This window comes from Parasulfitobacter algicola (assembly GCF_013315265.1).
Lineage (GTDB): Bacteria > Pseudomonadota > Alphaproteobacteria > Rhodobacterales > Rhodobacteraceae > Parasulfitobacter > Parasulfitobacter algicola.
Map to the genome: position 1 here is coordinate 1 of NZ_JABUFE010000019.1, position 12913 is coordinate 12913.

At 49.7% G+C, this 12913-nt stretch carries 12 protein-coding genes; 8 read left to right on the forward strand and 4 right to left on the reverse strand.

Going from position 1 to position 12913, the window contains the following annotated elements:
* Window positions 1–28: 28 nt before the first annotated feature.
* Both HRQ87_RS18530 and HRQ87_RS18535 read right to left on the reverse strand, forming a co-directional pair.
* Window positions 29–1372 carry an aminotransferase class III-fold pyridoxal phosphate-dependent enzyme gene (locus HRQ87_RS18530; protein ID WP_174139935.1) on the reverse strand — a complete coding sequence of 448 codons (1344 nt, stop codon included), beginning with the start codon at window positions 1370–1372 and terminating at the stop codon, window positions 29–31.
* 12 nt (window positions 1373–1384) lie between these two features.
* A complete protein-coding gene (locus tag HRQ87_RS18535; protein ID WP_174139936.1) occupies window positions 1385–2365 on the reverse strand; it encodes a 3-oxoacyl-ACP synthase III family protein in 981 nt (326 codons plus the stop codon).
* Between the two features lie 479 nt (window positions 2366–2844).
* Here HRQ87_RS18535 and HRQ87_RS18540 point away from each other — a divergent pair, with 479 nt between their 5' ends.
* Together HRQ87_RS18540 and HRQ87_RS18545 are read left to right on the forward strand one after the other, a co-directional pair.
* On the forward strand, window positions 2845–3693 hold the full coding sequence (locus HRQ87_RS18540; protein WP_174139937.1) for a LysR substrate-binding domain-containing protein: 849 nt from the start codon (window positions 2845–2847) through the stop codon (window positions 3691–3693).
* 177 nt (window positions 3694–3870) lie between these two features.
* Complete coding sequence (locus HRQ87_RS18545; RefSeq protein WP_174139938.1) at window positions 3871–5091, forward strand: acyl-CoA dehydrogenase family protein; 1221 nt, start codon at window positions 3871–3873, stop codon at window positions 5089–5091.
* A 595-nt stretch (window positions 5092–5686) separates the two neighbouring features.
* On the opposite strand, the gene HRQ87_RS18550 is transcribed toward HRQ87_RS18545, so the two are convergent.
* Window positions 5687–6631 (reverse strand): alpha/beta hydrolase, encoded by a 945-nt coding sequence (locus HRQ87_RS18550; protein WP_174139939.1) that lies wholly within the window; start codon window positions 6629–6631, stop codon window positions 5687–5689.
* Window positions 6628–8319 (reverse strand): RcgA family putative transporter, encoded by a 1692-nt coding sequence (locus HRQ87_RS18555; RefSeq protein WP_174139940.1) that lies wholly within the window; start codon window positions 8317–8319, stop codon window positions 6628–6630. Before HRQ87_RS18555 ends, HRQ87_RS18550 begins: the two co-directional genes overlap by 4 nt.
* A 149-nt stretch (window positions 8320–8468) precedes the next feature.
* On the opposite strand from HRQ87_RS18555, the gene HRQ87_RS18560 reads away from it, so the two are divergent.
* The 6 genes from HRQ87_RS18560 (at window position 8469) to HRQ87_RS18585 (ending at window position 12883) form a co-directional block, all read left to right on the forward strand.
* A complete protein-coding gene (locus HRQ87_RS18560; RefSeq protein WP_174139941.1) occupies window positions 8469–8726 on the forward strand; it encodes a hypothetical protein in 258 nt (85 codons plus the stop codon).
* A 104-nt stretch (window positions 8727–8830) separates the two neighbouring features.
* A complete protein-coding gene (locus HRQ87_RS18565) occupies window positions 8831–9166 on the forward strand; it encodes a hypothetical protein (protein ID WP_174139942.1) in 336 nt (111 codons plus the stop codon).
* A gap of 103 nt (window positions 9167–9269) precedes the next feature.
* On the forward strand, window positions 9270–9866 hold the full coding sequence (locus tag HRQ87_RS18570; RefSeq protein WP_246252468.1) for a lytic transglycosylase domain-containing protein: 597 nt from the start codon (window positions 9270–9272) through the stop codon (window positions 9864–9866).
* A gap of 14 nt (window positions 9867–9880) precedes the next feature.
* Window positions 9881–10171 (forward strand): TrbC/VirB2 family protein, encoded by a 291-nt coding sequence (locus tag HRQ87_RS18575; protein ID WP_174139944.1) that lies wholly within the window; start codon window positions 9881–9883, stop codon window positions 10169–10171.
* Window positions 10172–10175: 4 nt separating this feature from the next.
* Window positions 10176–10517: a type IV secretion system protein VirB3 gene (locus HRQ87_RS18580; protein WP_174139945.1), complete on the forward strand. Its 342-nt coding sequence runs from the start codon at window positions 10176–10178 to the stop codon at window positions 10515–10517.
* Window positions 10517–12883, forward strand: a complete 2367-nt coding sequence (locus HRQ87_RS18585) for a VirB4 family type IV secretion/conjugal transfer ATPase (RefSeq protein WP_174139946.1) — start codon at window positions 10517–10519, stop codon at window positions 12881–12883. Before HRQ87_RS18580 ends, HRQ87_RS18585 begins: the two co-directional genes overlap by 1 nt.
* Window positions 12884–12913 lie beyond the last annotated feature (30 nt).

The following is a 12913-nucleotide window of genomic DNA, read 5'->3' on the forward strand; positions in this document are numbered from 1 at the left end:
GTGCGTCAGAATACCTTTCAGGCCAGTTTCAAGCTGCATGGGGTTTTCTCCTTTTTTGAAAGATTGAGTTGCTCAGAGTTCTGAGCGTCCCATCAACTTTGTCGATGAGTTGTTTGGTCGCTTGTTCAGGGATGTTGAAAGGTGGAGCTATGATGATCGCGTCACCGCCCAAAACCCCGGCGAAGCCGGATGAGGGATAGATCACCAGACCACTCTCAAACGCGATCTGTGTTGCTTGTATTGCAGCGCTGAGTTCAACAGGGAATGGATTATTCCAATTGGTCGGATCTACGAGTTCGATGCCGATTAGCATTCCTTCACCACGCACCTCGCCCACTATCGTGTGCTTGCTGCATAATTCCTGAAGCGTGAACTTCAGACCTTCGCCATGCCATTCAGCGCGTTCAACTAGTTGTTCCTGTTCCAGGACATCAAGCACAGCATTGCCAACTGCTGCGCCAATGGGATGGTTGGAATGTGTATGACCGAGTTCGAAAGATCCGCTGCCGTTTGCAATGTGGTCATATACATCACTAGAAAACAGCACGGCAGAGATAGGGAAGTAACCTGCGTTCAGACCTTTACCCAGGCAGACAAGGTCAGCTTTAACTCCGAAATGCTCCATTGCTAGCCAGCGTCCGGTACGGCCTAGGCCAGTCAAAACTTCGTCGGCGATGAGCAGTAAATTGTAGCGGTCGCAAATATTTCGAATACGCTGAATATACTCTGCTGGCGGGACAATTGCAGCACCCGAAGCACCAATAATTGGTTCAAGGATAAAGGCCGCGATGTTGTCAGCGTCAAGCTGTTGCAATTCGCGCTCCAATTCGTTCGCGCATGCGATACCATAGGCAGTCATCCCTTCCTTATTTGCGGCCCGATACGGATAAGGCGTTGGTTGCGTAGGTTCGCCATATAGCGGACCAGCAAGGCGTCGTCTCGGCCAGTGACCAGAAAGGCTCAAAGAGCCGATCGTGGAGCCATGATAGCTAAGACGGCGGCTCAGAATACGTGTCTTGGTCGCTTTCCCACGCTCGCGCCAGTATTGTTGCGCTGAGCGTATCGCCGTTTCCACTGCCTCGGAGCCGCTGTTAACAAAGAAACTTGCCGCATAGCCAAGTTTTTGGCATAGGCGCGCCGAAAGGCGTTCGATTTCGGGATTCGAGAACTGGGTGCGGTAGACAAAGCTGGTGTGCTGACAAGCATCAGACATTGCCTTGACTACCGTTGGATGCGCATGGCCGATGGAACAAGCAATGGACCCCGAGGCACCATCAATCCATGAGTTGCCGTCACTATCGAAGATGTAAGAGCCTTCACAGCGCGTAGCGGTGACGTAGGTACCATTAACTTTGGGTGTAATTAGTGACATCGCTCCGGCTCCTCAGTTCCAACGCAAAATTGCTGCACCGGCGGTAAACCCGGCACCAGCAGCTGCAAAGAAAACGAGATCATCCTTTTTGATCCGTTCGTTCTCGATAGACTCATGTAAGATGATTGGGATGGTTGCGCCCGCTGTGTTTGCGTAGCGGTCCATGTTGAGACAGAACTTTTCGAATTCAATCCCGGTGCGTTCTGACAGCTTGCGCAATAAGTTAATCGAGGGCTGATGTGGAATAACAACATCGATGTCCTCGACTGCCAGCCCGTTGCGGGTCAGAACGCGCTCCGCGCATTGTGGGATTGCGTCCAGAGCGGCCCTCAAAACATCACTCGGATTCATAGTGAAAGTCGTGTGATCGGGATAGACAGTGAATACGTCGGCATCATTGCCATTGGAGTACAACTGCGCGTCGAATACCGCATTCTTCCGTGGACTCGCCTCTAGAATGGCGGCACCCGCACCATCGCCGAAAAAGACAGCATCCGCGCGCTCCCAATCAGTGATACGGGAGAACGTGTCGGCACCTACGATCATGGCACGTTTGGCCTGACCACACTTGAGGAAACTTGTTGCCACTGTCATCGCATAGAGAAACCCGGAACAAACAGCACTTACATCAAAAGAGATAGCATTACAGAGGCCTGCCTTTTGCTGAACAAAGCAGGCGGTAGCTGGAGCCTGACGATCTGGTGTTGCTGTCGCCACAATCAGCAGATCAATGCTATCGCCAGAAATATTGGCCTGATGCAAGGCATTGCGCGCTGCATCGGCTGCCAAATCGGATGTTAGCAAATCCGGTTGAGACACGCGCCGTTCGACGATGCCCAACTTGCGACTGACCCAATCACAATTCAAACCTGGGTTGAATTTGTTGCGGATATCATCATTTGTATACACGGTCTCTGGAACAGAAATCCCAGTGCTAATGACCCGTATACATGTTTGGGTCTGTACGAAGCTCTTTTGGTCGATCACGCTCATCTTCTTTGACTCCCTGTCAGTTCGAATTAAAGGTTCTCAAAACAGCATTGAGTTGATGAGCCTCATCATGTTGAAGGCAAACTTAATTGAGAAACAAGTAATTCTCATGCCCGGTATTAACGTTGGAAATGCTTATGGTTATTGCTTTGCATTTACAGATACTTAGATTTAAATATGTGGCTTCATACCTGTCATCTGCCCCGGACTAATGATTGAAAAATTTTGCTGATTGTATTCATCTTTGTAGATCATCTAAATAGGATTTACTGTGGCAGTAAAATGCGCAGCAATAGTTTCCTGCAGTCAACTCGTTGACTTTCAACGCGAGCCAACATAACCAGAGATTGTGCTGTTGAAAATCAATGATCGCCCTGAGGGTATGTCGTTAGTTAATAGTGGATCTCAGCACGCCCTCGGTCGGACACATAGTGCGAATTGTACCGCTCGGTATATTGCTAAATCCGTAGAGGAAATCATATATGGGCCTAGTCAACATTGATATTGATCTACTCCGAACACTTATTGTAGTTTCAGATACAGGAAACTTTACAAGAGCAGGCGAGCGTTTGTTACGCTCGCAGTCTGCCATAAGCCTCCAAATAAAACGGCTCGAAGAGCTCGTTGGAGAACGTCTTGTCGACCGCGATAATGAAATGAGATTTACCACGGCGGGAGAAATGGTGCGCTCCTATGCCTGTGATATTTTGAAATTGAATGATCAGTTGATTAGCACTCTTGAAACTGTTTCAGATAATCGTGTCGTTAAAATTGGCACTCCAGACGACTATGCCCAACTCTTCCTGCCAAGTGTTATTCGGGAATATTCCAAGATCAACGGGAATATTGAGTTTCAGGTAATTTCAGATCTCTCAATCAATCTGGCGCGGATGGTGCAAGACGGAGAAATTGACCTTGCGCTAATCACCAGAACCGGCGACATGAAGGGTATTAACCTGACAACTGAACCGCTGTGTTGGGTCGCAAAATACGGATTTGAGCCGGACAACGGCCCTATCCCATTGGCTTTGTTCCCGGAGGGATGTGAAGTTCGGCGATTGGCAACGTCGAGCCTCAATAAGGCAGGACTGAAATGGTCAATTGTCTGCTCTTCGAGTCAGCTAGCTCCGATTTCTGCTATGATTTCTATGGGTAATGCGATCGGTGTCTTGCCCACACGCGCAGTACCGAAGGATTTTGTCAGAATAGGCAACGAGTTCGGTTTACCACATTTGCCAAACGCAGACCTTCTTTTGAAGCTGGCTCCGCAGTCAGATGCAATCACACAGGATATAGGCAAGGCAATCGCGCATGGTTTTGAAGCCCTTTAGCCAAAATCTACTATTGGATCTGGGTGATGGGGCGCTGACCGATTCGAGTGAACGGCAGGAGCCAAGTGATTTGACCTGCCATTTCCAGTACGCAACGTAAGTATTTTGATTACTCATTTCACAACAACCGGAAAAATCACTTCAGTGGGATCATCAAAACCCCAAGGAGGAATTTCAATGGCTGTGTGCAGAAACACTTATCAAGAACAACTGTTCAACACCTATGCAGAACTTGGCCGCTCAGTTGCTAGGTCAGCAAAAATCAACGACACAAATGCTACTTTGGATTATGAGAGCTGGCAGAAGATCAGTGATGAAGGAATCTGGCGTATTGCTGTACCAAAAGAGCTTGGAGGATTCGGGGGCACCTGGATCGATGCCATCGCCGCACTCGAAGGTCTATCGACCACCGCAGAAGACTTGGGGTTTCTGGTAACAACGCTCGGGCATCTGGGATCAATTAAGGTTTTGCTGGACGAAGGAACGCCACGACAAAGAGAACGCTGGCTACCCAGACTACTGGACGGCGTCATCGGCGTCACCGCAATGACGGAGCAATCCGGTGGATCTGACTTGTCGCGGATGAAGCTTTCGGCCCATCAGAACGGTAATGGTTTCATTTTAAGTGGTCAGAAGGTGCACATCACAAATGCGCCGGTCGCTCAGCTCGGCATGATAGCAGGGCGCATTCCTTCCCTCGGCCAGAAGAAAGACATCACACTGTTTTTTGTCGACCTAGACGGGCCCGGTGTCCATATCGGGGAGACCGAGGACAATCTTGGCATACGCACAAGTCCTACTGCATCCATCGAGTTTGACCGCGTGCCATTGACCCTTGAGAACATCATAGGACAACCTGGCGATGGACTGCGCGTTCTCTATGACATCATCGCATTTGAGAGGGCGCTCTACGGGGCTATGGCCGCAGGTATGATCGAAAACCACATCATGCGGACCTACAAGCGGGTGACTGAACGCAATGCCTTTGGCAAGCCGCTTGCCGTCAATCAATATGTTCAAGGGCGACTGACTGACATGAAGATGGCTTCGATTATATGTCGAACGTTGACATATGCCGCGTTTGAAGAACTCGACAGGGGTGTGCCGACCGCCTCTATTCTATGCTCGGCAACAAAGTATTTCGCGGGCGAAAACCTGGTGATGTCAGGTGAAAACATGATGCAGTTGTTTGGTCATCTCGGTTATGGAAACAACGACATCAGCCGAATGATGCGGGATGCATTGGGTATGCGAATTGCCGGTGGTACGAGTGATATTCAACGGATCAATATCTTCAACCAAATGAGTCGATTGCAGGAGGTCCAGCAAGATTGCATCGAGCCAGAAGTTGCCACCATGGCAATGGCAGTAGATGAAAGTATCAAGGTTTCTGCATAGGACTAATGAAGGCAATTTAACTTCAAGTCCTAAATCGAACAGTGTTGCTGTACTAAAAGAAACAGAAAGAGTCACCCGAATTGGTACTTCTTAAAACGGAGCCACCTCGCTCCGTTTTTTTACTCTGGACAGTCACTTATTAGCGCTCCTAAGTGCTCGTTTATCGAGTTCCCCCCCGGTTTCTCAAGCGGCTGATTTCAGGGGTAGGAGTCCGAGCGCTTCGCGGAGTTTGTCATCAGAGAAGTCGTATTCGCCGAGCATGTTGATGACCGCTGCTTAGATCCCACCTTCCGATGACGCGTGTATTCTGCGAGTCCGTGCCTCATGGGTTTGAGGGGTCGTTTGCGGGAGTTTCTCCATGGATGGTACGACAGAGTTTCTCACAGATGCGGACGGTGGTGGCCGTAGGTGTCCGCGTTGGCCACTGGATGTGAAGGCGCGGATTGTGGCCGAGACGCTGGTCGAGGGTGCACTGTGAAAGCCGTTGCGCGGCGCTACGGGATGCGCCCAATCATTTGTCTGAATGGCGTCGTATGGCGCGGGAGGGCAAGTTGGTTCTGCCCCCTCCGGCAATCGACCCCGTTTAGTGTTTAGCTCAGTTTCGGAATAACTCAGATACTTTGCTGAATATCCCATCGCGGATTTCGGGGCTCTCGGATAGAAGATCATGCCTTGCCGTCTTGATCACTTCATATTTGGTATCGGCCCAACGTTCCACTCGTTCTTCCACAGCTGAAATATCCACAACAACATCTCGATCACCGCAGAATGCGATGCAAGGAAGCTGAGGCGAAGGCAGCTTTGCCAAGTCTCGACACTCTTTCAAAGCCTCATAAACCCATCCCATACTTGGCGCACCGGTTTGCAGATCTGGAAGTCCCCTTGCCTGATTGACCATATAGTCAAACATTTCTGGATCACTGGTCAGCCTGTTCTCATCAAACCCAACACTGAGAACATAGCATTTGTCTTCTTGTGCCTTATTTCCGGGTGCAAAAACATCGCCCCTACCAATGGCTTGACCTGCCCAGGTTAATGGCCAAGCGACGGCACGCTCAATGGGCGATAGTGGAATACCCCATAGAGGGGCCGTGAAAGCGCAGGCGTTAACTTCCAAACCATTGATTAGAGATCGCAAACCGATCAGCGCGCCCATGGAATGACCCAGTAAATACCAAGGTTTCGGTAAATTGAGATCTTCGGCCGATTTGATCATTGCAGCCACATCTTTCTGATAATCGGAAAACCGGCCGACATGGCTGGTTATACGGTTTTCAGTCAGTCTATCGGCAAGACCTTGACCGCGCCAATCAATTGCAACGCAGGCAAATCCCCGTTGATCCAGTTCGGTGACTGTGCGACCCAATTTCTCGATATACTCAGTACGGCCAGGGAACAGCAAAACCGTGCCTTTGCACGTCTGGGCAGGGGTCCAACAAGCGATACGCAGACGTATTTGATCCTCTGCTTGTATCCAATACGCCCTGCCATGTGCTGGGCTTTCAGCGATTTTAGAATTTAGGGGTGCTTCTTCCGTCATTTGACAATACTGCCCTCAAGATCATTTTTATTACGTGAAAAACGTCCAAACATTGGATCATAAATGCTATATGACCCAACCAACAAACTGGTGGCGAGAAGCAAAGAAAATCCCTGAATCCGACCGATCGCCAGAAGATTTAGAACGAGAAGAACGATAACACCGATCATACATAGCAAGGAAAGCCGCGGCAGTGCGTTTGTGACATGAACCTGTTGTTTCCCAACTGCTGCGTCGGCAGCTGTTGGTGGTGGGATACGCAATAGAACGGATCGTATTTGGACAATGCAGGTGAAAAAAACAAAACACGTTAATGACAGAAGAAGAACGCTTGTTGTGTGAGGTATCGCTCGCTGTTCAAGCCAGAAACTCTCGGAGGTGCGGAGGCCGATCGATGCCGATGCATCCTGGATTAGCCAAAGAAGGATATTCTCACCATTCGAAACCAAAAACGTGGGTTGAAGCCTCAAGAAAGTGCAGAACAAAACGATCAGGACTGTGCAACGGAAGGTTTCGCGTATGATAGCCATGGCGGCATTGTAGACTTTATCATTATGCTTGGCGCTCAGCTGTAGCTTTTGAGCACTGCAAATTTCATGAAAATCATTGACGATGATGAAAAGCAGAAGCAGCCCGAGAAATAAAAACCACATCAGCATACCGTAATAGAAATATGCAATCAGTGAGACAACAATCGCTTCTGGTATAGAGATAATATCTGGACGCAGGATGGCAACGTTATTCCAGTCGATCATATAATTCGATGTATCGCCTTGTAAGAGGGCACGCAAATGAACGCCTGACCATTGCAACAGGAAAATCACTCCAAAACTGAGGATGAAAATGATCCAAAATAATACAGAATATGACTGAATTTTCTGCGACCAAGTCTTTCGTGAGTTGTCAAATCCAGTATTAGCAAAAAGTAACTCAGGACGCGCCTGCTCTTTCCAGAACGTCATCAGTTTAATCACGAACGTCAATAAGAGTGGCATAATAACGACTGGTGCGATGTTCCAACTCGGTGCCCATAAAAACCCAACCTGCTTGTTTAACCCTTCGACTGGATTGTAAGTCACATTTTCGATGCCGATGACGTAGGTGACGAATGCAAGCACTGTGAAACCCGCCCAGAGCACTGACGGCAGCATCAATGGGTATTGATTAGCGAACAACACCTCTGATCGGCGAGCTAGTTTAAATCCAGTTGCTTGCTCTGATTCGAAGATAGGGTTTACCGGCTCGTTTGGCGTTTTGGAATTTTCTGCATCGCGAGTGCTATCTGCTTCATCTGCAGTCGGCTGATCATCAGGTTTTGACTGCTTTCGTTTGGTACGTCGCTCTTTGCGCAACCGGGTTTGCGCAGCCATCAATACTTTTTGCCATTCACCGGTACCAACGGGATCATCGCATCCAAATATGCGAGCGAGCGCACGAATATTGTCTGTGCTAATCCCTCTGTCATTATCCTGGAACCACATCTGGACCGTACGCAATTCAATGCCAGTGTCTTGGGACTCAAGTTCAGAAATCGCCTTTGCAAGAAGATCCGGGGTCCATGGACCATCAGGGAACCCATCTTTACCGACAGGACGGCCGACGCCAGCTGCAACAATCCAACTGAAGATTTCTTTAAAGCCATCCGCATTATTTTGCGGTAGCAGAAAATATTTGCCATTCTTTATCAATGATCTGCGCGCTTTTGTTTCGTTTCAGTTCGTTCTGTTTCGTGCTGGTTCGTGACTTTTTGGACAGTTAGAGCACTACTATAAGGTGTGTGGTCCTGAGTAAATGAGGAGCTGTGCTCACGTTTTTTTATCCTTGAGTGGGAGAAAGTATGATAACGAGACAATCTGAGGTGCCTTGCGGTACGGGCCAAAGCGACACAGAAAATGCGCAGTATCAAGCCATGTTCGCAGATCCTTTGAAGAAGATTTTCAGCAAAAATCAACATGTTGGTACCATTTATATATGGAATGATGGTTCTGAGATGACGGTTTGGTTCGATGAAAAAGCGCCTGTAAGTGATTGCACAGTTCAATCTTTCGAGGGTCAAGCCGAAGGATGGCGTAGTTTCTTCTTGAATAGTAAGTAGTTAAGATCATATTTATTTTTTATCCAAAACTTATTATTGACGCAAGACTCCTTTCTGTGGGATCAAAGACATTGTAAGAAGCTGTCCTAATGCGGGGACAGCACATGCCGATAAAAAAGAGTTACTCATTGATCACGATTGAGGGTGTCAGGGAGCTTATTCAGTCCGATCAAGATTTCCGGTGTCGGTATGACCTCGTAGGATATGCCAAAGATGGGCGTCCAAGTTACAACTGCGTCTACATCGCACCGGACGGCTCAGAAGCTATCCTCATTGCAACGCGCGCATCGGTGGGTGGGGTGGAGCCCAGAAAGTTCAATATCTGGTCAGGACTGTTTGCCCATCACTTTGAATTTGGTGATGGGACCGACCTGTCGTTCAACAAGAACTACCTCGTCCGCACAGGCGACGTGCAGGGTCGAAACGAAATCAACAAGTAGATTATTCCGCGCTTCTGAACGTAGTGCCACCAACCGGCAGTTTCTGCGAAACTGGTCCCTTCATCTTTCGACACTGTTCTTCGTCGCCCTGGCACCAACAGTCTTGTTAGCCGATCAAAGACTAACAGCCGAACAGTTCTTGGTTGCGGCGGAAAACTGCGCCAGCTCGATATCGCCAGATATCATGGCTGGTATTGTCCACGTCGAAAGCCGGTTTCACCCTTACGCTATCGGCGTGGGTGGACAGAACGCTCGCAGCATTTTCCCAAGCTCAAAGCAAGAAGCGATTGCTGTCGCTAATCAACTCGTCGCGAACGGTGAGCGGTTTGATGCAGGCATTGCCCAGATCAACATAGAAAACTTTGATTGGTTAGATCTTACCATCCCGCAAGCGTTCGATGTTTGCATCAACTTGTCAGCGGCAGAGAAGGTGCTTCGGGATAGCTATGATCGCGCTCGTACCGCGGGTGAGACCAAAGCGGATGCCCTTCGCATCGCGCTTTCAACATACAACACCGGCCACTCCACTCGCGGAGTGCGAAACGGCTATGTGGGTCGGGTCATGCAAGGGGCTGAGACCCGCGTAGTCGTTTCGTCCAGAAACAACCCCACACAAGTTCCAGTACCGGATCAACAAACGCCTGACTGGGACGTGTACGGCAGTAGCGACACATCGTCTGCCATTGTGTTCACTCAATAAGGAGAAAACCGACTATGAACGCACCATCAAAGATGAACAAACGCGGGGCCGTGATCTGCATGGCCATTGTGCTTGTTCTGCATTCAGCAGGGCCTGCGTCGGCGCAGGGGTTTGGGGATTTCCTGAACAACATTCTGGATGAGTTCAATGCTATCCGCACCCCCCTCGCGATCATTGCGTTGATGATCGTTGGGGTGGCTTATGCGTTTAACTTCTTCGACCTTCGTAAGACCGCCTATGCAGTGATCGGGATCATTATCATCTTCTCGGCGGCTCAGCTGGTCGCACTGATCACCGGGGGATAACGCGATGGCGACATCTAACAAGGATGAAACGATCAATGAAGATAAGGTTTTTCTTGCTCTGACACGGCCAGCGATGTTCTACGGTGTGCCATTTGAAGCGGCCTTGCTGTGTGTGTTGATTGCGGGCTTGGCTATGATCTTGACAGATAATATCTTTTTCCTGTCGATCTTCATTCCCTTGTTTTTTGTCTCCAAGTTCATCGTGAAAAACGATGCGAACGCTTTTCGCATCTTGTTCCGATTCCTTGAAACCAAGGCAAAATGTGTGAACCGCTCCATCTGGGGCGGTTCATCAACATCGCCATTGCGGGTGACGCGAAAATATAAAATTGAGGAGTGCGACTGATGGGATCGCAGACTTTTCGTAAGCGTGAACTGTTAGCTGATAACTATTTGCCTTTTGTTCGTCACGCTGATGACCACACTGTGATCACTACGTCGCGCGGTGCCTTTCAGACAATGCGTTTGAATGGTGCCGCGTTCCTGACGGCGGATAATAAGACGATCAACGTGCTGCACGAACGCTTGGCGAATGCCATGCGTCAGATAGCCGATGATAATGTAATGATTTACAGTCATATCGTTCGCCGTCAGGACACAGAGCTTCCAATTGGTGATCTTAAATCCAGCTTCGGAAAATGGATGGACGAGACATACACGTCAAATCTCGTCACCAAGCGTCACTTCGTGAATGATCTGTATGTGACCGTCTACGTCCAACCGCGCGGCCTGGCAAAGCTCGGCCTGTCACAAGGCGTGCGCAAAGCTCGCAAGAATGACGTCGAGGTCGATGCCGATCTTCTCGAACAACTGGATGAAACAACCACAAAGTTGAAAGCATCACTGCAACGCTACGGTCCCGAAATGCTGGGTCTCGTAAAGAACCGGCTCGGGGTCATTTGTTCGGAGCCAATGACGTTCCTGCGCGAGCTGATCAGCGGCAATCGCTCTCTTATGCCACTGGTCAACGGGCCTCTTGGCAATGCTGTTTATACCGACCGGGTGTTATTTGGGCGGGAAGCCTTCGAAATCCGACACGCCGGTGGATCAACAGTCGGTGGCATTCTGGGCATGAAGGACCACATGCCGAAGACCCGACCGACCATGTTCGATGAACTTCTATCGGCGCCCTTCCGCTTCGTTCTAGCGCAGAGCTTTCGGTTCTTAGCCAAGGGGGCACAACTCGATGAAATGAAACTGCGCCAAGGCCGTATGGAAAATGCGAACGACGCTGGCTTCACACAAGCTGATGAGCTGACGGACGCCCGCGACGAATTGATGTCAAATGCATGGGTGATGGGGGAGCATAATCTGAGCCTGATGATCCTGGCCGACACGACGCGGGAAAAGCAAGCGGCCATGAGCGATGCATCCCGTATGCTGTCGGATGGCGGGATCGTGGTAGCCCGTGAGGATCTGGGTATCGAGAGTGCGTTCTGGGCAATGTTGCCTGGTAACCATGGCAAACGACTGCGCCCCGCCAGACTAACCAGCCGCAATTTCGCAGCGCTGTCATCATTTCATAATTTTCCATCTGGCAAGCCATCCGGAAACTTTTGGGGGCCAGCCATCTCAAAGCTGAAAACCACATCAGGGGGACCTTATTTCCTGAATGTCCACAAGGGCGACTTGGGTCACACATTCGTCTGTGGGCCATCCGGGTCAGGTAAAACGGTGTTTCAGCTATTCGTTATGTCGCAACTTGAAAAGTTTGGCGCAAAACGTGTCCTCTTCGACAAGGATCGAGGCGGTGCCATTTTCGTCCGAGCGTCAGGTGGGGATTACCTTGATTTCAAAATGGGCAAGCCGACCGGCTGCGCACCGTTCAAGGCGATCCCCTTGAATGCGGCAACGCAGCCGTTCTTCATTGATCTGATCAAATCCATGCTTCGCGATGATCAGCATCCTTTTACGGCATCCGACAATGCCCGGATCGAGCGGGCTGTGGAATCGCTGGAACAGATTGATCAGGCTCATCGATCCGTTTCCGTCGTACGAGAGGTCCTGGGAACATCGGCCGGTGATGGCGACGCTGATATCGGAACCCGCTTTGAAAAATGGTGTGAAGGTGGCCGTCTCGCATGGGTTTTCGAAGGCGAAAGGGATGAGATTGGCTTTGAAGCTGACCTGCTCGGCTTTGATGTAACCGATTTCCTTGATGAACCGGAGATCCGTAACCCGATCATGCTGTATTTGCTGTATCGGGTTCGTCAACTCATCAACGGGCAAAAAATCGCGATCTTCATCGATGAGTTCTGGAAAGCACTTGGCGACGCATCATTTGTTGAATTTGCCAAGGACCTGTTGAAAGTGCTGCGGAAGCAAAACGGCTTCATTGTCATGGGAACGCAGGACCCGTCCGATGTTATTGCAAGTCCGATTTCGCGAACGGTCATCAATCAGTGTGCCAGCAAGATCTTCTTCCCAAGCGACACAGCGAAGGAAGAGGAATTCGTGGATGAGTTCGGTCTTTCCTATAGAGAATACACGATCATTCGTAGCGAGCTGGAAACCGGACAGTTCCTGATCAGGCAAGGTCAAGATGCCGTCGTTTGCGAACTTGACCTCAAAGGTCAGGATGATGCGCTTGCTGTATTGTCCGGACGCACTGAAACCGTCGCTTTGATGGACGAAATCATCCAGCAATACAGCTCTGATCCAGATGTATGGCTACCAATCTTCCATCATCGAAGGAAAGAATTGGGCCTTTGACATTCTTCTGCCACAACCAAAGGAGCCGCA

Coding starts and splice junctions, on each gene's coding strand:
- HRQ87_RS18560 (WP_174139941.1), top strand. CDS start 8,469: ATGATAACGAGACAATCTGAGGTGCCTTGCGGTACGGGCCAAAGCGAC.
- HRQ87_RS18530 (WP_174139935.1), bottom strand. CDS start 1,372: ATGTCACTAATTACACCCAAAGTTAATGGTACCTACGTCACCGCTACG.
- HRQ87_RS18550 (WP_174139939.1), bottom strand. CDS start 6,631: ATGACGGAAGAAGCACCCCTAAATTCTAAAATCGCTGAAAGCCCAGCA.
- HRQ87_RS18575 (WP_174139944.1), top strand. CDS start 9,881: ATGAACGCACCATCAAAGATGAACAAACGCGGGGCCGTGATCTGCATG.
- HRQ87_RS18585 (WP_174139946.1), top strand. CDS start 10,517: ATGGGATCGCAGACTTTTCGTAAGCGTGAACTGTTAGCTGATAACTAT.
- HRQ87_RS18545 (WP_174139938.1), top strand. CDS start 3,871: ATGGCTGTGTGCAGAAACACTTATCAAGAACAACTGTTCAACACCTAT.
- HRQ87_RS18565 (WP_174139942.1), top strand. CDS start 8,831: ATGCCGATAAAAAAGAGTTACTCATTGATCACGATTGAGGGTGTCAGG.
- HRQ87_RS18535 (WP_174139936.1), bottom strand. CDS start 2,365: ATGAGCGTGATCGACCAAAAGAGCTTCGTACAGACCCAAACATGTATA.
- HRQ87_RS18580 (WP_174139945.1), top strand. CDS start 10,176: ATGGCGACATCTAACAAGGATGAAACGATCAATGAAGATAAGGTTTTT.
- HRQ87_RS18540 (WP_174139937.1), top strand. CDS start 2,845: ATGGGCCTAGTCAACATTGATATTGATCTACTCCGAACACTTATTGTA.